Genomic DNA, 22,033 nt, shown 5'->3' on the forward strand with positions numbered 1-22,033 from the left:
TCCTAGAGTCTTTAATTTAATAAAAGGTCAATATAAAAATAGCAACGATAAAATCATATGTAGCGCATAAAGGGGGAAACCATTTGATGACTTTCGTTTTTATCATATGAGGGTGATGGAACATATCCCATATTCCATGCAAAATAAAACCTACCCCTACCCAAATAGGAGAGTACACGTAGCCCAAAAAGGCAAATGTAAAAAACAGACATGACATAGCAAATTCAACAGAAATCCATTTAATCCGTGAATCCGCAAGTGCCGCTCCTAAATAAACACATGCAGTATACGCAAGGAAGAGCACAAATAACTGATAAGAAAATGGCGATGAAAATGTATGAAACATTCTAATAACTAGCAACGCTAAAAGCAAACCTGCGACAATCGACCGAACATATAATTTCTTCAAAATTCTCCTTCCCTTCATCGATAGAATGAAATCATTATAAATCAATGGAAGAAGCTTACACGCGCAAACAAATCAGTTAGAACCGCAAAAATTTGGGGAATTCCCGCAATTAAGAAAAGAGGCTTGCGTTAAATAATTTTATAAATCCCAAAAAATTAATCTATAAGAAAAGAGACCAGTAAACTCCGGTCTCTTTGATACATTCATCAATATAAATCTTCAGTTGGCAGAACTCCTAGGCTTTTCGCCTTTTTGATCGCTTCTACCCTTGAATTAACATTTAGTTTTTGAAAAAGTTCTGTCAAACTGTATTCTAATGATCGCTGACTGATCAAAAGTGTTTTGGAAATTTCTTTATTACTATGCCCTTTTGCTAATTCACGAAGAAGAATTTCTTCCTTTTGGCTTATTGTTGTCTTTTCATTTGCATTCTCACTATTCACAACAATTTCCTGCCGTCTAAGTTGCTTCAGAAGCTGCATTGGAACAATAGCCTCTTTTCTTGCTGCACTTCTTATTGCTTGGACTAATTGTTCTCGTGTTGATGTTTTTGAAATAAAACCAGAAACACCTGACTCCATCAATAAATTAAAATGAGGGGCAATATCAAATCCTGAATAAATCAAAATGATGGAGTCTGGAGCATCTGCGAGCACTTTTCGCGCTAAGTCGGCTCCATTTATATTAGGCATATACAAATCAAAAAGAATCACCTCAAAATTCTTTAAACGAATGAGATCAGGGACAAGATATACATCTGTCTCAATCGTTACTTTCATGTCTGGTTCTGACTCTATTAACATTTTTGTTCCTTCGACAACTGATCGATGATCATCAACTAATAATATTTCCATCATTATCACCTACTTGCTTTGTGGTTGTGGGGATATGGATAAGAACTTGAAAACCTTCTTGAGGAGCAGATTTCAATTCCATACTCCCATCTAAACTAAGTACCCTGTTTTCGACTCCTACGATCCCCATATGTTTAAATGATCCACTAAATGAAGATAAATCCATTCCTACCCCGTTATCAGCATAAGAAAAATGGATATATTCTTTATTACCAGTCAAATTTATTGTTACTTTTGTAGCCTTCGAATGTTTGGTTGCATTATTTAACAACTCTTGAACAATTCGATAAATCCCCAATATCTGATCTTCATTAAGAGGATATTTCAACTCCATTTCAGAATAATCAATCTCATAATTAGAAAACATCCGTGCGTAAGAAAATAGACTTTTTAATGATTCTACGAGGCCCATTTTAATGAGAAATGGAGGACGTAATTCATTACACGTAATACGTATTTGATGTATAGCATCTAATATTCCTTCTTCAATCTCAATAAGCTCATCCTGTATTTCCTTTTTAAAAGAAGTCGAGGAGCGTAATGATTCAAGTTTACGATACCAAATGATAAGATCCTGTAAAACGGTATCATGTAAATCACTAGAAAGGGAAGCTCTTTCCTTCTCCGATAGTTTAAACAAAAGTCGCAAAATCCATTTTGGCGTCTCATTATTCGTTACCAAACCTTCTAGACGGTTCATTAAATCTTCGATTAGCTGAAGATTATCATATAAAATTGTGACAGAATGAATGACTGTTTCAAGCCACTCTTCCTCTAATTTATGCAAACTTCGATGGATTCCAATCCTCAAATAGACCATTTGCTCCTTTTCGCCGATTTTGATCCATATATCATTCAGATGTTGTATAGTAGATTCTTGACCTCTAGAAACTTCTTCTATCGACACATTCGTTACTGGTAATACATTCTTTACCTCTGCAACTAGTCGGTCTTCCAGTTCTGTTACTTTCATGACATTGGCAAGGTCATTCGAGAAACGGGTGATACTTTGCTGGAGGGACTTATATCTTTCTTCACTTTGGATTAATTCCAGCTCCTCCCGTTTTTTCTCTGTAATATCCTTTACGATTCCGTGAACTCCATTGAGTTCACCGAAGAGAAAGATAGGTACAAAGGTAATATGGACGATTCTTTCCCCCTTTTCCGATCGTGTAATTCGACACTCCACGTCTTGTGGTTCCTTCATTTCCATGACCTGTGAAAGGATATCACCAACCGTTTGATGATCCTCATCATTTATTAACTCGATAAAATGACGATTTATTAGTGTATCTAGTTGTATTCCAGTAATTTTTTCAAAAGAAGAATTAGAATTAACAAATTCCCCGTTTAAATCAAGGGAAAATACACCATCCAAATTGTTTTCAAATAAAGACTTATATTTTTGTTCACTCTCCTCTAACGCTAACTCTGACCGCTTCTTCTCTGAAATATCCAATATCATACCATCAAGACGTTCGATAGCACCTGTTTTGTCAAAATACGGATGGACAATTAACCTAGCCCATTTAATCTCTTCTTCCATATGAATAAAACGAATAATCTTATTTACTGGCATCCCCTTACCAAGGGTTGATTTTACTTCCCCACTAAGCATTTTATTATCATCTGGATGAATATGATCGTGTAAACGAATAGGTTTTGCCATGATTTCTTCTCTAGGTATTCCTGCTATTTTTTCTATACTTTCAGAACAAAAGGTTTGATACGTAAAATCTTTATCTGAAGCCCATACGGCTGCATTCACACTTTCTAATATATTTTCAAGCAATTGCTCTGTCTTTTTACGCTCCGATATATCTCTAACTACCGCTACAACATACTTAACATTTCCTTGACTACCTAATACGGGCTTTACTCTTGCTTCCGCATGAATCGTCGTACCCTGTGCATGGATCACACGATACTCCAAATTAACTGGCAGCTTTTTATGCAATGCCTGCATATATGAATCACGAACACGGTCTCTATCCTCTGGATGAATAAGACTGAATGCATCCATCCCTATATATTCTTCAATTAAATAACCTAATGTTGGTTGAATAGATGGTGATACATAAAGGACAGAAGCCTCATTATCAACAAGAACGATAACATCCGTTGTATTTTCAGCTACAATTTTGTACCTCTCATCTTCATTTATTAAATAATCATTGTACATAACATTACCCCTTATGATGTTAGTAATCTACAAAGATCAATCTTATTAAAGATATTATAAAAGAGAAAATAATGATTAAACACGCAAAAAAATGAGAAGTGTCCGAAAATTATAAGAAAAGCGCAAGCGCCTTGATCAGCCCCGACAAGCAAATGCTTCGCCACCCAGAAAGTCGTTCTTTGACTTTTTGGGTGGCGAACATTTAACCTCGAGGGGCTAGGCGCTGGAGCTGGACATTATTCGAAGTCTAAAAAAGTTATACATTATTACCTTTAAAAAAAATCTGCCCATAGCAGATTTTTAATTGATGAACTATTTTCTACCTTTATTTGAAAGTCCGGCTCTAATAAAAACACCCCTTCACTAGAAGAGGTAGAATTTTTTTATATTTCTTCTATAGTTCCTTCTCAATTACAAGCCCCGCAAAAGTCTCGTCAGATAATATCTTGTCACCATAATAGCCTATGATTTTAGTAAATTGTAAGCTTGTCCAAAAACGAATAGCTGGCCAATTCTTCAATTTAACTAAAAGTCTTATCTTTGAAAAAGTGGTTTCACGTAGTAACTCTTCCAATCTATTGATAATTTCCTTACTATAACCTTTACCTTGATAAATAGGGTCAATAAAAAGAAAGTTAATCCACACAATTTCTTCCGTTGGATAGCCAAAATAATAGGTGATATACCCGACTAATTCATTCGTTGATTTTAAATGAAAGGATTGAATTTTAAAATTTCCCCTCACACCATTTGGTGGCAAATCCCCTTCAAGGATCGTTTTTTTTATATGCTCGGGATCGATCTCTTCATTACCTTCCCATTTCCTTAAATAATCACTTTTCTCGCAAAGTTCTTGTAGAACATCTGCTTCATCAAGTGTTACATCACGTATCCACATTCGATTGGATTCCCATTTATCCAAGATCTTATTGGTCATACTATCATTCATTCCTTTCCCCCCTTCAATAAGCTTTTTGTATTAATATTATACACTAATTATTCTATTAATTTTGATAATAACGGCGGTTTGCGGGGGTACTTCAAAATCATTGCGGTGTTTGTGCGGAAACTTTGCGGATTCTAGCCCCTTGTCCTGACGTATGATGAGTTCATCTTATTTGAAAGGTGTTGTCACAATATGTCAGACCAAACACAGACGATGTCTCCTACAATGCGATCGTTATTTTCCAATCGCTTTGTCCAAGCGATTTTGTTATCTGGTGTTTTCCTGCAAATGGGGATTTGGGTACGTAATTTTGCCATTTTGCTCTTCGTTACGGAACAGACGAACAAAGACCCTTTTGCCATATCCATGATTTCCGTCGCAGAATTCGGTCCAATCTTTTTATTTTCTTTTATCGGAGGAACCTTTGCCGATCGGTGGAGACCTAAACTTACGATGGTACTTTGCGATATATTAAGTGCTCTATCCGTATTTATCGTACTCTTGGCACTCGTATATGGAGGTTGGGAAGCAATCTTCTTCGCCACTCTCGTCTCATCCATTTTATCTCAGTTCTCTCAGCCTTCTGGTATGAAGTTATTCAAGCTTCATGTTCCAGATTCATTAATGCAGCTTGGAATGTCGATGAACCAAACAGTACAGGCAATCTTTATGATCTTAGGTCCAATGATCGGAACTTTAATTTACTTCCGATTCGGTATCAATGTAGCGGTTGCAATCATGGGGACTTGTTTCCTACTGTCTGCTTTCGTACTTACCTTCTTACCACCTGATCGAAAAATGGAAGCCATACCGACTTCAAATTTCACGCAAGAAATGAAAATGGGCTTTCGTTACGTCATTTCCAATAAAATCTTCGTTTATATGGGTGGATTCTTTTTGGCGGCGGGAATGGGGATTGGTCTTGTTAATCCACTTAGTATCTTTTTGGTGACAGAGCATCTACATCTGACAGAACAGCATTTGCAATGGTTTACTGCTACCAATGGAGTTGGTATGATTCTTGGCGGCTTTGTTGCAATGGCTCTTACTAAGAAAACGACTCCTCAGAATATGCTTCTGATTGGCTTTATTTCGAGTGCCATTTCTGTCGCAGCCATGGGTTCTATCAAACTTGTGTGGGTTGTCTTAGTGACTCAATTTATATCAGGAATGATGGTGCCTCTTATCCATATCGCTTGTCATACATTAATTCTTACGAATGCTGAGCAATCGTTCGTAGGCAGGGTAAATGGCATTTTGAATCCCCTTTTCATGGGAGGTATGGTTTTAAACATGAGCTTGGTCGGCATACTGAAAGATCAATTTTCACTAGGTGTTATGTATTTAATCGCTTCTGGTTTATTTACTTTAGGCGCATTAGCCATGTTACCAATGCTGCGTAATAAACAGATCAACCAGATGAAGATAGCGGAAATGCAACATCATTAAGTCGTAAAAATATAATTAACAAAAGAGAGAGGTTCATATCGAAACATTTCTCTCTCTTTAGATTTTTATACCATTAACTTAAAAAATCGTTTATTTCTTATTAGATTTTAGCGCTTGGTCAATAAGAGTTGTTAAAGCTTCGATACCTTTAGGTTGTAGATGTACACCGTCAGGAGTAAAATATTCCGAATGGTTTAGAGCTGTCGAATGCCAATCAATCAAGGTAATATGATCATACTCATTGGCTTTTGCTTCTAAAGAATGATTCACTTTGCTTTCCCAAGGACGGGGTACCCGTGTGTTCACTAAATAGATATGAGCTTTTGAAAATGATTGAAGTAATGAATCGATCTGAGTATTTGTAAAATAACCATTTGTACCCAATTCAATAATGACAGCATTCCCTGACTCATTAAATTTTGTATAAGATTGTGCAAGCTCAATTGCCTGAGATACCTGTCTTCCAACCTTTCCATCAATCTCCATTTCCGGATACTTTTTATGCAAGCTTGCAGCAATGTCTAACATGACAGAGTCCCCAATGGCCAGTATTTTACTATACGTGTTATTTACAGATGTGACACCCGTTTCTGTTTTCTCCACTTGGGGGATTTCTTTGTTCTGTTCAACTTTTGGTGCTAATTCTTTTTCATTATTTTGATCAGATGGCTTTTTTTCCAAAACCATACTTTCCTGTTTTTTAGATGAGCTCGTAACAGAACCTATAATGCTAGAAGGCTGCTCTTCATGATTTAGGGTTGGATAGGAATCCATTAAATCCTTTTGTTGCTCACTTTTTACCACATCCATAATACCAAAAGTAAACACCAGAAGGACGAGCGGCAGGACGATTGTTGTTATCTTTCTAACAAAAGATAACCCCTTCCACTTTAAAAAATTGAGGGCGAGATAATGCCGAAGATATAGTCGGAAGCCGTGTTTTCGAATTGGCATTTCAATCAATCGATAGGAAAATTCCGCAATGATAAATGTGATTACTACTTGCAAACCAACACGCCAATATACTGGATTTCCAATTTCATGCACAGGAGTACTGAGAACCGTAACTGGGTAATGCCAGAGGTAGATTCCGTAAGATCTTGAACCAATCCAGCGGAGGGGCTTAAAAGAAAGTAATTTTCCTAAAAAACTAACTGGATGACTAATACAGGCGATTAGGATGGCCGCATTTACACAAAAGAGCAGCATTCCTCCTCTATAAAGAAACGATTGATATTCATCCAAAAATATAATAGAAAGAATAAGAATACCAAATGCAATGAAGCTCGTTATATTTAAAATGTTTCCTAACTTAATAGTAAGATATCTCGAAGAAAGTCTCTTCATTGGCCAAACAAAGGCAAGTAAACAACCAATTAGTAATTCGAATGACCGTGTATCTGTCCCATAATAGACACGGCTTGGATCTGCCCCTGGCTGATACAATAAACCCATTAACAAGGTCGAAATAGCTATTCCGATAAGGATAAGGATTGAAAAACTGCTGCGCTTTTTAAATACAGAAAAGCCCGCAATTAAAACGATGGGCCATAGGATATAAAACTGTTCTTCTATCGCTAGAGACCAAAGATTCTTTAAAGGCGAGGGTGATCCGAAACTGTCAAAATAGGAAAGCTTATGGAAAATAAACCACCAATTACTCGTATAAAAGATGGAAGAAATGGCATCTCCTCTTATAGTGTCTAAGCGATCGCGATAAAACAGCATAACCCACACAAATGTGGTAATAATCATTACATAGGCTGCCGGCAGTAATCTCCGAGCTCGTTTAATCCAAAATTCACGCACATTTAGATCAAGTTGATTTCCTTGCGTCGGTAAGGCGATGGAAGTGATTAAATATCCCGATAAAACAAAAAAGATATCTACCCCTAAAAATCCCCCTCTAGCCCAGCTAAAGCTAAAATGATAGGCCATTACTGATAGTACAGCGAAAGCACGGATTCCATCTAAACCAGGAATAAAGTGGTGTTTATTTGTCATACTTAAAAATCTCCTTCTTATTCGTCATCAATCTTCATGGTGTTTGTAAAAAGGATTTCCATTTATCCAAAATGCTCATTCCTCTTCATAACCTATTTAGAAAAGCGGAAAATCGTTCCGTTTACTTATTCGCTCTTAGTTATAAACGCTAGCATCAAGCAATTTACTTTGCTGAAATAATAATTTTAATAGAAATTATGAAACGGCACACTCTTTTCTTCTTTATTATTTAAGAAGGTAAGGGGGTGCCGCTTAACTATGTCTTCAACTTAATGAATATATCTTTCTCCAACTAGGATGTCCGAAATAACTTCCGTTGGAATTTTAAACTCTACAGCGCCCATATATCCCGGGGCAACCTCATATTCGTCAAATGAAATCATTAGTTTATTATCGTCACTAATGTAAAACTGCTGATTTGGATTAATTTGTGTAAAAGGTTCCACTTCGTCATCTGTTATAAAATAAATCTTATTAGGGTCTGCTTTCATTTGTTGTTTCATTTGTTCTATAATGTTTTCACTAATAACGTTTATATATTGATCATTTTCAAATAAGCTTTTCAAGGTGATTAACGCCTCATTTTCTTTATCAATGGTCACATAGTGGTTTTGCATATATCCAGAAGCCTGTATAGTTTCAATACTGCGGCGGATAGATAATAGAACAGGCGTATTGGTGACCGTCTCAAAATCGCTATCAATCGCTAGGCGGCCATTCTTGTTAGCCGCAATGAACTCCTCATACAGCTTTTTACTTTCTTCTAAATATTTTTTATTTATGCTGTCTTCCAATGTTTTATTTTCAAGGCCTGTAATTGCTGGTGTTTTCACATTAATGCTAGTGTTATTCTTTTCTTCTTTAAACTCATTGAAGGTGATCACCTCGACAATCCCCTTCATAAAAGGAACTTTATACATGGCATGCGCCGCATCAGGGCTGAAATTGACGGTTGCAGTCAGCAGTAGGGCTGCTGCGGCTGCCGCTGTTGGCCACATATACATTCGTTTTTTCTTTTTCTTTTGTGGGAGTGCCTTAATGATCATTTCGTCTAACTCCTTTGGTATTGGAACGTTCTTATACTCTTCTCTTAAAGATTCCAGTTTCTTATCCATTTATTAGCTCCTCCTCAGTAATTGCGATACGTAATAGCTTTAATCCTTTGTATAGCCTCGTTTTTACTGTATTAGTATTTTCTTCTAGAATCTCAGCGATTTCCTCCAACTTCAAATCCTCAAAGAAGCGTAGTGTGATGACGGTTTTGTAAATAATCGGCATTTCATCTAAAGCCTTGTGAAGGTCCATATCCTTATAACTGTCTTCTTTACCTTTACTTAAAAAATCAATCATTTCATCATCAGCAACAGTTAATTTCTTTTGTTTTCTTAAAAAGTCAATTGCTGTTCGAACAACAATCTTATAAAACCAGCTTTTCATCGAGTGTGGGTCTTTTATTTTGTTCAAAGAGCTCAATGCTTTTTTTATTGATTCTTGAACAATATCCAATGCATCCTCTTGATTTTTCACATAGCTGTAGGCTAAACGGTAGAAATCATCTTTGTGATCGGTAATACAGACGCTAAATCGTGCATGTATATCATTTATTTCCATTTACCAAGAGCTCCTTTTTTAAAAAGTACAGTTCATAACCGGTTATATAGTATTGACGTAGTACCCTATATAAAAAGTTTTCATAAAAATAATAAACAATTATTCATATATGGGTCGACGTGCTAATTGGGTTAGTTAAAAGAACACAATGGAATTCTGAGTATTCCCACAAATAAATTGATGGGTTTACTAATTATAGGTAATATAAGAATGGAAAATAAATGCAAATTTTGGGAGAGCTAACAATGATTGAAATAAGAAATTTAACTTTAGATAGAGCTAAACGGACGATCATCATATCCGATATTCACGCAAATTTAACTCTATTAGAAAAATTATTAAAAAAATTGAATTATACAGACGAAGATTACTTGTTTATAAATGGTGACCTATGTGAAAAAGGATCAAATAGTTTAGAAGTAGTTGAATATATGCGAGCCTTGTCCAAACAAAGAAACAATGTATATATTACAAAAGGAAATTGCGATGTCGTTTTTCGCTATGTCTTTAACGGTGTAGAAGGAATTTTTCCCTATATGCAAAAACAAAAGAACTCGATATTAAATGAGATGCTTTTTCAACATGGGAAATCAATTGAAGATTTTACAGATCTACAGGACTTAGCCGAATTCTACAGACAACATTTTCATGAACAACTAGAATGGTTAGAATCTTTACCGATTGCTTATGAAACAGAGGATTTCATTGTGATTCATGCTGGGGTGGATGATATTGAAAATTGGCAACTTACCGATGAAAAATTTGCCTTATATAATCAAGCATTCTATGAAAAAGAGCATCAAGCGAATAAAGTCGTCATCGTTGGACATTGGCCAGTCGTTAATTATCGTTCTACACAGATAAGTTCACATAACCCCATTATTGATATTCATAAAAGAGTGATTGCATTAGATGGGGGTAATCAAATTAAAATGGAAGGACAATTAAACGCGGTTATTTTTGAAAATAACACCTATTCTTTTACATATGTTGATGAGTTATCAGAGGAAATCCTTGTCCGAAAAGATCATTTGGATACAACAGGAAGAATAGGAACCGTAACCTATCCGAATTATGAAATGACAGTCCTACAAAGAGAGGACTTCTTCACACTTTGTGAAAATAGCAAACTCGGAATCAAACAATGGGTGAAAAATGAATATCTTATTTCAAAAGACGGCCAAGCATGCTGCAAGGGCGATTTCAGCACAACCTTCTTATCCGTTTTGCAAGGTGAAAAGGTCTGGATTGTCGACCAAGAATGTGAGGGATATATGCTTGTTAAAAAGGAGAATGGCGAAGTAGGTTGGTTGCCAAAAAATATATTTGAAAATTAAACTAAAAAGGAAAGAAAAAATAAGTGAAGTCTTCATTTTTTCTTTCCTTTTTAAAATTAGGTTTTTTCTATCATTTTCTCTTTTCTTGGAGAATAACTAATCCCGACAAATACAAGTAATATTCCTAGGATTTGATAGAAGTCAGGACGGTAATTCAAAATCATCACATCAAGTAAAATAGCAACAATCGGATCAACAAAAACTAATATGGCTATAGTTTGGGCTTTCAGTTCACGTAAACTACTAAAAAACAAGTAGTAAACAAATCCTGTGTGGAAAAATCCTGTCACTATAATATAGAGCCAATTTTCAAGGGTAATGTGTTGAAAATTGGACCACTTCACTAAAGGTAACAGTAGTATAACCCCTAGAATCATTTGGATCACCGTTGCAGGCAACGGTTTAAGAATATGAATTCCCTTCCCTGCAATGGAGGTAAGGGCGTAAAAAAGTGCTGCTGCAAATCCCCACAGAACCCCAGTCGATAAAAATCCTGAAAACGAGGTATGCTGATGAATGCCACCAACTAACAATGTTCCTAAGAAACAGATAAAGAAAAAAATAAATCCTGTTCTAGTTATTTTTTCTTTAAAAATAAAGGATCCTAGGAGCAGCACAATGACAGGTGCTAAATGATAGATAGATATGGCAACCGTAATAGGCATTACCTCAATGGAACGAAAGAAAAAGACCCAGTTTACAATCAAAAACACACCACATAGAAAGGTAATTAGATATTCCCGACGAGGAATAGGTTTTTTCTCCTGTGACTTCATCTTTATTGACTGAAAGCCCCATATAGTACCAAGTAAAACACTTGCACAAAGACAACGCACAAACACCAATTCAAGGGAAGGCAGTCCTGTTTTTACTGAGAATAAACCAATTGAACCAAAAATAGCCATAGCGACGGCAAACTTTAATTTTGCGTACATCTTTCACTTCCTCCCTGAAGATTGCTCCAATTCTACTATTCATAGTTTAAATTACTATTATTCTAGTTATTCGTTATACAAATAGCAATTGCGATGATACACTTTATTTTGAGGAAATATTTAGATATATTAAGTTTTTTACAAATAAGGTGGGAACAACTTGAAGGCGATACGCTTATTATTAGTAAATTCATTTCTTATGAATGTTAGTTTTTTTGCTTTTATTCCATTTTTATCAGCCCATATTACGGGAACCTTAGCACTTTCTGCTGGGATTGCAGGACTTGTCCTTATGCTGCGCCAATTAACACAACAAGGAACATCCTTTTTGTCTGGGGTATTGGCAGATCGATTTGATTATCGTTTGATGATTAGTGTAGGTATGGTATTACGTGGAGCGGGCTTTCAATTGTTTGCCATATGCGATACACCACTTGAGTTGGTTACTGCTGCCATTATTACAGCTATAGGTGGTTCACTATTTGAACCAACAAGTAAAGCGGCATTTTCAATCTTTACACCTCCAGAAAAACGCGGTGATATTTTTGCACTTGATAAGATCGTTCGCCATTCGGGGATCATTTGTGCTGGAGTATTAGGAGGGATTTTATTACAGCTTGACTTCTTTTTTTCCTCACTCGTATGTGGTGGAATCTTTATTTTCAGTGGGGTTATCACCTTTCTCATTCTTCCAAGTGAGAAAGTAGTGGTTCCGAAACAGTCCCTAGCTAATTCATGGGGAAAAGTGAAATCCGATCGAAAATTCATCTTTTTTACCATTAGCATGATTGGGTTTTGGTTTATGTTTATGCAATTGTATTTGACGATTCCATTACATGCAGGGAAAATATTCAATAGTGCATCATTTGTCTCTAGTTTATTTATTGTATATGGAGTAATCGTCGTATTTCTTCAATATCCGCTGCAAAGATGGACGAAGAGGTTTCAAAGATTGTCCGTTATTAAAATTGGGATGATCATAATGGGGGTAGGGATATTACTATTTGGCATGACTGATAACTTTATATTATTTTGGATAGGGTTCACGACATTTGCAGTCGGCATTATGCTTGTAGAGCCAACCTCCTATGAATACACAGCAGAAATTGCTCCCCCCGAATTTTCCGCCAGCTATTTTGGGTTTGCCTTACTTGCCATGGCGATTGGCGGTGGAATTAGTCAAGGAGCAGGTGGGTGGTTGTTTGAACATATGCCCCAGGTTAATTGGTTGATTGGGGCATTAGCTGGAATAATCTCTGCCTTATGCATTCAGGTATTACAATGGAAGACAAATAGACTTCATTCATTAAAGGGATTACAAGGTTAAAATACTAAAAGTCTGTAGATAAGACAGAGAATTTTTCCTATCTTGCGGAAAAGGTGGGAATATTTCAGTTTTAGTCGAATAGATGGAAAAAGAAGTCTAAAGTGGACTTCTTTTTTCCATTACTTATTTTTTTATGCAATTAGGCCAATTATTATAGGAATACTCGTGCTTGAAATCGTTAGCGGTAAAAACCATTTCCCAAAACCACTTCCCCAGCCCAAAGCGATGGAGATTGTTTCAAATAAGATGAGCGAAAAGAGAACTTACAGATGACGTTGTACCGCTTATATTGTGATTCTGATATCCGATTATCTATTTAACTATCTTTTCCCATTTTCACCTTTACAATCTTATGATTGAGATAGCGGTAGTTTAATAGATACTTTCGTACCTACTCCCTGCTTACTTTTAAATTCAATCCTTCCATTATGTTCATAAATGATTCTAAAAGACAGCATTAATCCAATACCCGTACCTTTATCCCTTAAAGTAAATAAAGGTTCTCCTAATTTTGAAATGATATCTGGTTCTATTCCACACCCCTGATCTGCAATCTCAACACATATTTGATGGTCTTGTGAACACCCTATAAATATTGAAATGATCCCCCCTTTTGTCATTGATTCAATAGCATTTTCTACAATATTAACAAACGCAACTTTTAGCTGGTTTTTATCCCCGATCATTGAGATATTATTATTTTCAATATGAATAGCAAATTCAACGTTGTTAAAATGTGCCTCTTGTTTCAGAATTTCAATTACTTCTGTCATTATCGTTACAACATTGCAACGCTGGACTAAGTTTATGTTCGGATTTGCCAATGCTAAATATTCTTTAATCGTTGTCTCAATTTGATTAATTTCACTTGTAAGAACAGTTAATATCTCTTCATTTTCTATTTTTGATTCTACAAGTTTAAAAAAGCCTTTTATCGAAGTAAGCGGATTTCTTACATGATGGGCAAAACCTCTAGCAAGTTGGCCAGCTACCATTAACTTTTCAATTTTCGCTGATAATTCCTCTGCTTTTTTTCTATCCGTTACATCTCTTGCTACAATCACTACATATCTTGGAATGTTTGAGTCATGAATTACTGGGACGACCTTTGACTCGATAACTTTCCACTCACCATTTTTATGCTTTGCCCTATACTCTATAAAAAAGGGTTTTCCAGTATTTAATGCCTTTTCATGCAATAAAGCTATTTGCTCTTTGTCCTCAGGATGAAGTATGTTAAAAGCTATTTCCCCTTTATATTCACTAATGCTGTATCCTAACACTGAAAAAATGGATGGAGAAACATATGTTACAATCCCTTCACGATTTACAATACAAATAACATCTGACACATTATCTTCTACTATTTGAAGCATCTTTATTTTATCTTCGTCAAGTTCCTCTAATTTAATTTCCTTGATACTCGGAAATAAATGAAACAACTTCCATTCCTCCAATAAATGCAAAATTAATTACTGCAATTTATGATTTGTAGAAAAATCAGAATATTTTTATAATACTAAAGTACCATAAAAGTGCCTTAGTCTAATCTGTTAAATTTTTTGCTGCGTGATATCGCTATTAAAAAAGAACTGAATACTCAGCTCCTTCAAATCTTTTTTATTATCTTTTATAAATGATACTCTAAGCTTCCATCATTCTTTGATATTTTTTTTTCACACCACAAGTGGTTCTTTGTAATGACTCACTAATTTGTTGATATGTTTTACCAGCATTTAATAGCTCAATAAGAAGTTGTTCTTCCTTTTTAGTCCAACTTTTATAATGTCTAGAATTCCTATTTTCCAATCGCTCTTTTGCTACCCATAACGGTTCAGGCGGAAGAGAATTCTTTTCAATTCTAGAAAAATCTATTTTATCTCGATTCTTTTCAGCCCACTGCCAAAATAAATTTATTTCCACAAAAGTAAAGCGCTTCTTTATTCTTGTAATTCTTCGAGTAAAAGGTAACCCATGTCTATTCATCCATCCTAAGACGGTATTCCGATCAACACCTATAATTTTGGCAAGTTCACCAGCAGTAACCATTCCAGTACTTGCTTTTGTATTAGAAGTTCCTGTTATTCGTTTCAACAAAATGATTATAGATTGAATGGAACGACCCGTTTTCTTAGCTAAGGTTTCAATCGAATACTTACCCAAATTTTCCAAAATAAATTGTACATCTTTATTTTTTTTATCCAATCCTTCATTTTCCCCTTTACTATTGTTTTGATACTTTGGTGATCTGGTTTAGATATTTCGTTAAAGATTATTGGATTTTGCAAAATACTATTATTGAAGTACATTAGTAAGATTGAACTTTTCAAGAAATATCTGAATCTGATTACTGTCTAGTGGCTTACTTATAAAATAACCTTGAATGGAATGGCAACCCATCTCTTCTAAGATTACTAATTGGTTTACGGATTCTACCCCTTCAGCAACAACTTCCAAATCTAATCGATTAGCTAAATCAATAATTAGCTTAATAATTTCTTTAGATTTAATGCTTTTATCCATTTCTTTAATAAATGATCGATCAATTTTAAGGTAATCTATTGGAAGAATCTTCAAGTAATTGAGAGATGAATGCTCGATCCCGAAATCATCTATTGCTATGGTTACTCCTAAATCTTTTATTTCATTTAAAACAGATGTTATTTCATTTACATTATCTACTGTTGCTGATTCTGTAACTTCTAATGTTAATTGGGACGCATCAAAACCAATGGATTGCAAGATTTCATTTATTCTCGTTGGTAACTTTGAATCTAACAATTGGATTTTAGATAAGTTAATAGCAATTCGCTCTAATTCCAAACCTTCTTTTTGCCAATTTTTAAATTGTAAACACGCTTCACTAATAACCCAATCTCCAATTTGGTCAATCATATAATTATTTTCAGCAAGCGTGATAAATTCTAATGGTGAAATGACTCCAAATTTAGGATGATTCCATCTAACAAGAGCTTCAACACCATAAATTTTCGAATCCATAATTTTATATTGGGGTTGATATACTAAAAATAATTCTCTATTTTTAATCGAGTTGCCGAGATCATTAAGTAATATTGAATTTCTTTCCGTATCCGCACCCATTTCACTAGAATAGATAGAATAACAATTTTTATTTTTACTTTTAGAATGATACATAGCTATGTCTGCATTCTTTAATAATTCATTTATATTTTCACCGTTTTCCGGAAAGAGACTAATACCTATACTTGCAGTAAGAAAATGTTTCTTATTCTCCACAAAAAAAGGATCTTTTAAGATATCTAAAACTTTTTTTGCAATAATAACCAATTCTTCCATTTCCGTATACGATTCTATGATTAAAGTAAATTCGTCTCCACCCATCCTAGCTAAGAAAGCTTGTTTATCTTTAGTAGCCTTGACGATACGTTTACTAAAAGATTCTAATACCTGATCACCAGCTAAATGTCCTAATGTATCATTTATCATCTTAAAATTATCTAAATCTATAAAAAACAGCGCAAATTTATTCATTTTATTTTGTATCAATCTTTCACAATGCCTAGAAAAGTGATTTCGATTCGGTAACCCCGTTAAATTGTCAAAAAAGGCGAGATTTTCAATTTTCTTTTCAAATTCAAATCTTTCCGTAACATCAACAGCGTAACCGGCTAACTCGTCTATCATTTCTCCTCCGATTGTTGGCTTCATAACAATATGGTACATTTTTTCCTCAAACACAATATCAAACTCACAATCTTTTCCTTCAAAACCCTCTTCAATATAAATTTGGAAATTATTCACTACCTCATTCGGGAGTATTTCTTCCATTCGCTTACCTATAAACCCATCAGGAGAAACACACATTTGTTTTAGCTTATTACCCTCCAAATATGAAATCGTTACTATTCCGAAATGATTTTTTTCCAACTTAAATATTAAATCTGGTAATATTTCTATCGTTCTTTTGAAATCTTCAGCCACTTGAAATTTTCTATAATCAGACTCTAAAGCAGATTGTGCCTTTTTATTGGCTACCCTAAATGATAAAACGATCAATAAAATCGTAATAACAAATAGAGAAATTAATAGAACAATCAATTTGTGCTCTATTTTTTTCTGATAGGATTGATCTAATGTAACTAACAAGATTTGCTTCTTGTTTATTGGGACATATGCTTTTTTATAAGGCTTATTTTGATACATGATGTTTATTAATTTTATCCCGGTTTCCTTTTTGTCTTTAAAAGAACGTATGATTTCAAAATCATTCTTTGTACCTATTTTGTTCGTACCATTTACAATGGGTAGATCTAATTGAGGTTCAACGATATTTTTCTTAGGAGATAAGAATGAATCTATATTAATAACAGCCACTTCTTCTATCCCTTGGTGATTGTGGTTAACTATTTTATTTATTAATGAGCTCGTGTCACCTTTTGAGATGAGATTAGCAAACTCATCACTTGAAATATATGGATTGATGATAAAATCGGTAGATCCGTCATAATAATAGGCATACTTAAAGTAAATATTATAGATTTCAGATTTTGATATGGGTCCTACCCAATAATTTGGTTTGTAATACCCTTTATTAATATCAACTGCTTCTCTGTTGTATAATTTCACTAAAGCATCGTACCAATAATTCCAGCCTTTTGCATTTAGACCTTCCTCATTTTGATCTGTTGACTTCCTAATAACGATTCCATCTTCCTCTTTCACAAATAACGATATGTCATGTAGATTCCATTTCCTTTTTAATTCATTTAATTCTTCGTAGGTAATATCATCGATCTTTTTCCCTGACAAACTATCTGAGATCGATTTTGAGATGTTGTGAAGAAGTAAATTAATCAATACTTCCTTATTTTCCATTGCTTCATCATTTATCTCAATGGAGTGCATAATTAAATCAGATATGACTTCAGCTTCCTCCATTTGCGATTGATTAATGATGTCACGTTCAAAAAAATAGTATACAGAAATCAATACTATTCCCAACACACTCATAATCAAACTTGTTCTAAATAATATTTTGCTAACCGGTATATGAATTCTATTCCCCACTAAACCCACTCCAACATTTTTTCGTTATTAGTTCCAACACTTTAATCTTTCAGTTGGGGTTCTATTTGTCATGTAATATATTTATAGAAATTTACCTTTATATTAATAACTTGTTCTATATTATTGAGGTTTCACGTAATATTAATTCGTCCTTATTGTTTACCAGATTCTAATGACTACTTGTTTACACTATAGATCTGTAAAAATTCTAATGGGGTAATATGATTGAGTGTGGGGGTATTACAGATAAGTGTTTATACAAAGGGATGAAGTATTTTAACAGAAACAACTCACGACAAAGTTTAAATCGTGAGTGTTATGTATGTTACTTACTTATTACGATGTTTTCTAACTCTTTTACAGATTGTTTTACCTGATTTAATGTTTTAATTGATTGTGAATTATTAATAAATTCCTCTTCCACACTTGCTAATACTTGTTCAGATGCAGCTGATGTATTTTCAACTAATTTTGATGATTCGTTCACTTCATGAATAACGATTTGAGCTCTATCTTTAAAATCGGACTGCTGAGAAACAATCTTATCTACAACAACATTTAATGAAGAAATAAAGTCTATTAATTTATCCACATTCTCAATGACTACTGAAAGCATACTATTTGATTCTTCTTGAACAATCTGCCCTTGTTGTATTTGCTCAACTGCATTATCTGCCTGAATTTTAAATTGTCTAAGAATGGTCTTAATGTTTTCAGCTGAATTTCTTGATTGTTCAGCAAGGAGTCTTACTTCGTGTGCAACAACTGCAAAGCCTTTTCCATTTTCACCCGCTCTTGCTGCTTCAATCGCTGCATTTAAGGCAAGTAAATTAGTTTGTTCTGCAATATTTGTAATAATTCCAACGATATCATCTATTTTATTTGTCTGTTCTTTCAAACCATTAATTACTACACTTGTTTCATTAATAATTTTTTGATAAACCTGGGCACTATCTTCAAATTTAACTAAAGTTTCTCTGCTTTCATTTGATAATTTATTGTTCAAATCAATTTCTAAAGCAACATTTTTCATTTGATTAGAAATTTGATCAATCAATACACTCATATGATTCAGTTCAGTAACTGATTTTTTAATATTATCCACTTGGTTCAGTGAACTAACTGCAACATCTTGGAATGCTGCCTTAATCTCTGTTGAAGATTGCACAGATGTTTCAACATTATATTGTAATAATGAAAAGCTAGATTGAAGTTCTTCTACCGTTTTTGATACAGCTAAGTAAGTACCTTCCAAATGGTCTGCTCGCCGCTTTGCTTCATCTTTCTCGGCGATCATAACATCAGACAAATATCTTCCTATTCGAGTCACTCCCCATAAAACCATAGTTGTTTGTAAAATAACACCCACAGTCACATTCCAAAAGGCAGGAACAAATGCTGGGAAGAACCATTCAATGGCAAAATTGTAGGCAATGTAAATAAATGCTGAGAAGGATAGTCCAGAAAACCAAATCAATTTACCATCTAGGTAAATTAATGATAACGCCAAGCCGATGAATAATATTTGAAAAACAGTAGGAAGGGAATTAAAGAGAAAAATTTGATAAATTAGAAACAAATTAAAAATGATGGTTCCGATATATTTAAAACTAACTGTCAATCTAGGAATAAATAGTAGTGAAAATATTAGGGTGGTTGCTATTAAATTACCTGTCATAAACTTAAGGTGTACATCACTAGTAAATGGAATTTTTCCAAGTACTAATACGTTGAATTCGCCATAAAGATTTATTAACAATAAGCAAAAAAACCAAAGATTGTTCCGGTTTTGTAATTTTATTAAATCGGTAAAGCACTTATTTTTAATGAGTTGAATAAGACCCATTTCAAATCCTCCATTCTAAAAGGTTTATTTTTTAAAAAATATCCTGGAAATTAATTTACTCTTCCACCCCAATGATTAGTCAATATTTACTATTTCGCCTATCCTTTCACATAAATTAAATAATACTATTTTCCCGAAAAATAAATACGCAAAAAAATAGCAAGTGCACGCACCTTTTTTGCGTTATTCGACAAAATGTTCTAAAGACACTTCGATACTAGTAATAGAGGATCTAATAAAAAGGTAATTTATTTTCCAATTTTTGCATTCTGCTTTTTAAACATTGTGGAAGTAATCCAGGAAAATTGCGGTGTTTAAATGATGGCGTTTTTTCCACGATAAGGTTTCTGTAGAAAGAACCATGAAAGCCTAATAATATGAATAATATAAATAAACCTTACGGGATTAGTCCTGTAAGGTTTTAATGTCACTTATAATCTCATCATATGGTATCTCGTTTAGACCTGTATAATTTTTATATACCTTTCCCTCTTTATCTACCAAATAAAATTGGGTTTCATGGATTACTTGATCACCTTGATCTGGTTTCTTTACAACTGATTTAAAGCTATCTAATGCCAAATATTCAATATCTTTTTGTGAATACCCTGTTAGAAAGTTCCAGTTTACAAAATCAACCTGAAAACTTTCACCAAATTTTTTTAATACATCAGATGAATCTACAGTAGGATCCACACTGAATGAAACAAACTGTATATTTTCTATTTCTTCCTTTTTCGACATTGTTTGCAATTTTTTCATATTGTATGTCATCGGGGGACAAACGTCTTCACATTTAGTAAAGATAAAATTGGCAATCCAAACTTTCCCACTTAAATCCTTTAATCCAAACGATTTTCCGTTTTGGTTTGTATATGTAAAATCTTTAACAGCGTCATTTACTGAATCTGTCTTTTGACCACACGATGACAAAATAATAAGTATAACAAATATCTTAACTAACGATATCCTCTTCAACAAACTGCACTTTTTCTTCATCAAAATCGCTCATTTCTTTATGTACATTTTAATAATAATTACGAGAAGGTTTCGATCTATACAATCATTTTATCTCCCCTTCCTTTCTATCTAAAAAAATATTTTACTATTTAATTTATATTGCTTAACCGCAATAATTTCTCGTTATCACGCATTTTTTTGCAGGTCTTTACAAGAATGCGAAGTAATAGGATTGAAGATTCGGATTGGCAAATAGACGTATGAGGTTTGCTTATACATAACAACAAAGGCTATATATTTAACTACCGATCCCACCTTATATCGTACTTCCAAGCCTTTTTTCTCCTTCTTCTCCCTCAAAAAAACACGAGGAAGATTGAATGAATTATTCAATCTTCCTCGTGTTATCTAATATAGTTATAGTGCTAACTGTTTTGTTGTTAAGAGTGATGCCCTATTGGAAAGCACTTTTGCCTCTAATGCTACTAAACCTCAGTGAGCGCATGTTTCTATTATTGTATTCAGTGAAATAAAGATACCCCTCATACTACCTTGAAAGATGAGAAACCTGGTTGAAGTCATTTATCTCCCATTTCTCTTTATGATAATGAATATTGCTCAGGCAAGCATTTGATAGTTTGGTTTTCCCCGAACCAATTTCCCCATTTGATACAATGGCTAAAATAGAATTGATCACGGCTCCATGTGCAACAACTAACACTTTACCGTTCTTGTACTTTTTATTGACTCTGTCTAGTCCTGCCATTACTCGCTTATTTAAAGATAGTCGATCTTCTTGAAGGGGATATTTTTTATCTGGATACACTGACAATCTTTCCTGTAATGTCATACCCTCTGCTTGACCAAATGATCTTTCGATAAATTCTTCCATCTCAACAATGGGTATATGCAAGTCTTCGTTAATGATTTCAGCTGTTTGCTTTGCCCGCATTAATGGACTTGTTATGATTGCATCCCACCGAGAGGCTTTTAAAAATTCCCTGCATTCCTCAACTTGCTGGATACCGTTTTTATTTAAAGGGATATCCGTTCTTCCTTGAAGTTTACCTAGAGCGTTCCAATCAGTTTCCCCATGCCTAATCAGACAAATAGAAGTTATATTG

At 34.2% G+C, this 22,033-nt stretch carries 17 protein-coding genes and 1 pseudogene; 3 read left to right on the forward strand and 15 right to left on the reverse strand.

Going from position 1 to position 22,033, the window contains the following annotated elements:
* Window positions 1-16 precede the first annotated feature (16 nt).
* From ACFSO7_RS00460 to ACFSO7_RS00475, 4 genes are all read right to left on the reverse strand, one after another.
* Window positions 17-409 (reverse strand): DUF6010 family protein, encoded by a 393-nt coding sequence (locus ACFSO7_RS00460; RefSeq protein ID WP_377874362.1) that lies wholly within the window; start codon window positions 407-409, stop codon window positions 17-19.
* A 206-nt stretch (window positions 410-615) separates the two neighbouring features.
* A complete protein-coding gene (locus ACFSO7_RS00465; RefSeq protein WP_377874364.1) occupies window positions 616-1,263 on the reverse strand; it encodes a response regulator transcription factor in 648 nt (215 codons plus the stop codon).
* A complete protein-coding gene (locus ACFSO7_RS00470) occupies window positions 1,244-3,445 on the reverse strand; it encodes a sensor histidine kinase (protein ID WP_377874365.1) in 2,202 nt (733 codons plus the stop codon). The genes ACFSO7_RS00465 and ACFSO7_RS00470 overlap by 20 nt, the downstream gene beginning before the upstream one ends.
* 394 nt (window positions 3,446-3,839) lie before the next feature.
* Window positions 3,840-4,394, reverse strand: coding sequence for a GNAT family N-acetyltransferase (locus tag ACFSO7_RS00475; protein ID WP_377874367.1), 555 nt, complete (start codon window positions 4,392-4,394; stop codon window positions 3,840-3,842).
* Window positions 4,395-4,583: 189 nt separating this feature from the next.
* Between ACFSO7_RS00475 and ACFSO7_RS00480 the strand changes: the two genes are divergently transcribed.
* Window positions 4,584-5,840: an MFS transporter gene (locus tag ACFSO7_RS00480; protein WP_377874368.1), complete on the forward strand. Its 1,257-nt coding sequence runs from the start codon at window positions 4,584-4,586 to the stop codon at window positions 5,838-5,840.
* A gap of 90 nt (window positions 5,841-5,930) precedes the next feature.
* Here ACFSO7_RS00480 and ACFSO7_RS00485 read toward each other — a convergent pair whose 3' ends face one another.
* The 3 genes from ACFSO7_RS00485 to ACFSO7_RS00495 all read right to left on the reverse strand — a co-directional run bounded on the left by ACFSO7_RS00485 (window position 5,931) and on the right by ACFSO7_RS00495 (window position 9,455).
* A complete protein-coding gene (locus tag ACFSO7_RS00485; RefSeq protein ID WP_377874369.1) occupies window positions 5,931-7,844 on the reverse strand; it encodes an acyltransferase family protein in 1,914 nt (637 codons plus the stop codon).
* A gap of 269 nt (window positions 7,845-8,113) precedes the next feature.
* Window positions 8,114-8,959 carry an anti-sigma-V factor RsiV gene (gene rsiV / locus ACFSO7_RS00490; protein ID WP_377874370.1) on the reverse strand — a complete coding sequence of 282 codons (846 nt, stop codon included), beginning with the start codon at window positions 8,957-8,959 and terminating at the stop codon, window positions 8,114-8,116.
* Complete coding sequence (locus tag ACFSO7_RS00495; RefSeq protein ID WP_377874372.1) at window positions 8,952-9,455, reverse strand: RNA polymerase sigma factor SigV; 504 nt, start codon at window positions 9,453-9,455, stop codon at window positions 8,952-8,954. Before ACFSO7_RS00495 ends, rsiV begins: the two co-directional genes overlap by 8 nt.
* A gap of 245 nt (window positions 9,456-9,700) precedes the next feature.
* Between ACFSO7_RS00495 and ACFSO7_RS00500 the strand changes: the two genes are divergently transcribed.
* On the forward strand, window positions 9,701-10,792 hold the full coding sequence (locus tag ACFSO7_RS00500; RefSeq protein WP_377874373.1) for a metallophosphoesterase: 1,092 nt from the start codon (window positions 9,701-9,703) through the stop codon (window positions 10,790-10,792).
* 56 nt (window positions 10,793-10,848) lie between these two features.
* On the opposite strand, the gene ACFSO7_RS00505 is transcribed toward ACFSO7_RS00500, so the two are convergent.
* Window positions 10,849-11,727 (reverse strand): DMT family transporter, encoded by an 879-nt coding sequence (locus ACFSO7_RS00505; RefSeq protein ID WP_377874375.1) that lies wholly within the window; start codon window positions 11,725-11,727, stop codon window positions 10,849-10,851.
* Between the two features lie 160 nt (window positions 11,728-11,887).
* Between ACFSO7_RS00505 and ACFSO7_RS00510 the strand changes: the two genes are divergently transcribed.
* Window positions 11,888-13,054, forward strand: a complete 1,167-nt coding sequence (locus ACFSO7_RS00510) for an MDR family MFS transporter (RefSeq protein WP_377874377.1) — start codon at window positions 11,888-11,890, stop codon at window positions 13,052-13,054.
* Window positions 13,055-13,404: 350 nt separating this feature from the next.
* Here the strand turns inward: ACFSO7_RS00510 and ACFSO7_RS00515 are convergent, their stop codons facing one another.
* The 7 genes and pseudogenes from ACFSO7_RS00515 to ACFSO7_RS00545 form a co-directional block, all read right to left on the reverse strand.
* Window positions 13,405-14,496 carry an ATP-binding protein gene (locus ACFSO7_RS00515; protein WP_377874379.1) on the reverse strand — a complete coding sequence of 364 codons (1,092 nt, stop codon included), beginning with the start codon at window positions 14,494-14,496 and terminating at the stop codon, window positions 13,405-13,407.
* A gap of 202 nt (window positions 14,497-14,698) precedes the next feature.
* The gene (locus ACFSO7_RS00520; protein WP_377874381.1) at window positions 14,699-15,259 is read right to left on the reverse strand and encodes a helix-turn-helix domain-containing protein; all 561 of its coding nucleotides are present in this window, start codon (window positions 15,257-15,259) and stop codon (window positions 14,699-14,701) included.
* A gap of 90 nt (window positions 15,260-15,349) precedes the next feature.
* Window positions 15,350-18,103, reverse strand: a complete 2,754-nt coding sequence (locus ACFSO7_RS00525; protein ID WP_377874383.1) for a putative bifunctional diguanylate cyclase/phosphodiesterase — start codon at window positions 18,101-18,103, stop codon at window positions 15,350-15,352.
* A gap of 325 nt (window positions 18,104-18,428) precedes the next feature.
* On the reverse strand, window positions 18,429-19,448 hold the full coding sequence (locus ACFSO7_RS00530) for a methyl-accepting chemotaxis protein (protein WP_377874484.1): 1,020 nt from the start codon (window positions 19,446-19,448) through the stop codon (window positions 18,429-18,431).
* Window positions 19,431-19,949: pseudogene (locus ACFSO7_RS00535) on the reverse strand (DUF4077 domain-containing protein); the annotation flags it as partial. The pseudogene ACFSO7_RS00535 and the gene ACFSO7_RS00530, both read right to left, overlap by 18 nt.
* 405 nt (window positions 19,950-20,354) lie before the next feature.
* Window positions 20,355-20,948: an SCO family protein gene (locus tag ACFSO7_RS00540; RefSeq protein ID WP_377874385.1), complete on the reverse strand. Its 594-nt coding sequence runs from the start codon at window positions 20,946-20,948 to the stop codon at window positions 20,355-20,357.
* Window positions 20,949-21,456: 508 nt separating this feature from the next.
* The gene (locus ACFSO7_RS00545) at window positions 21,457-22,029 is read right to left on the reverse strand and encodes a histidine phosphatase family protein (protein WP_377874485.1); all 573 of its coding nucleotides are present in this window, start codon (window positions 22,027-22,029) and stop codon (window positions 21,457-21,459) included.
* Window positions 22,030-22,033: the final 4 nt, after the last annotated feature.

The organism is Bacillus sp. CGMCC 1.16607 (assembly GCF_042683745.1).
Classification (GTDB): Bacteria; Bacillota; Bacilli; order Bacillales; family Cytobacillaceae; genus Pseudoneobacillus.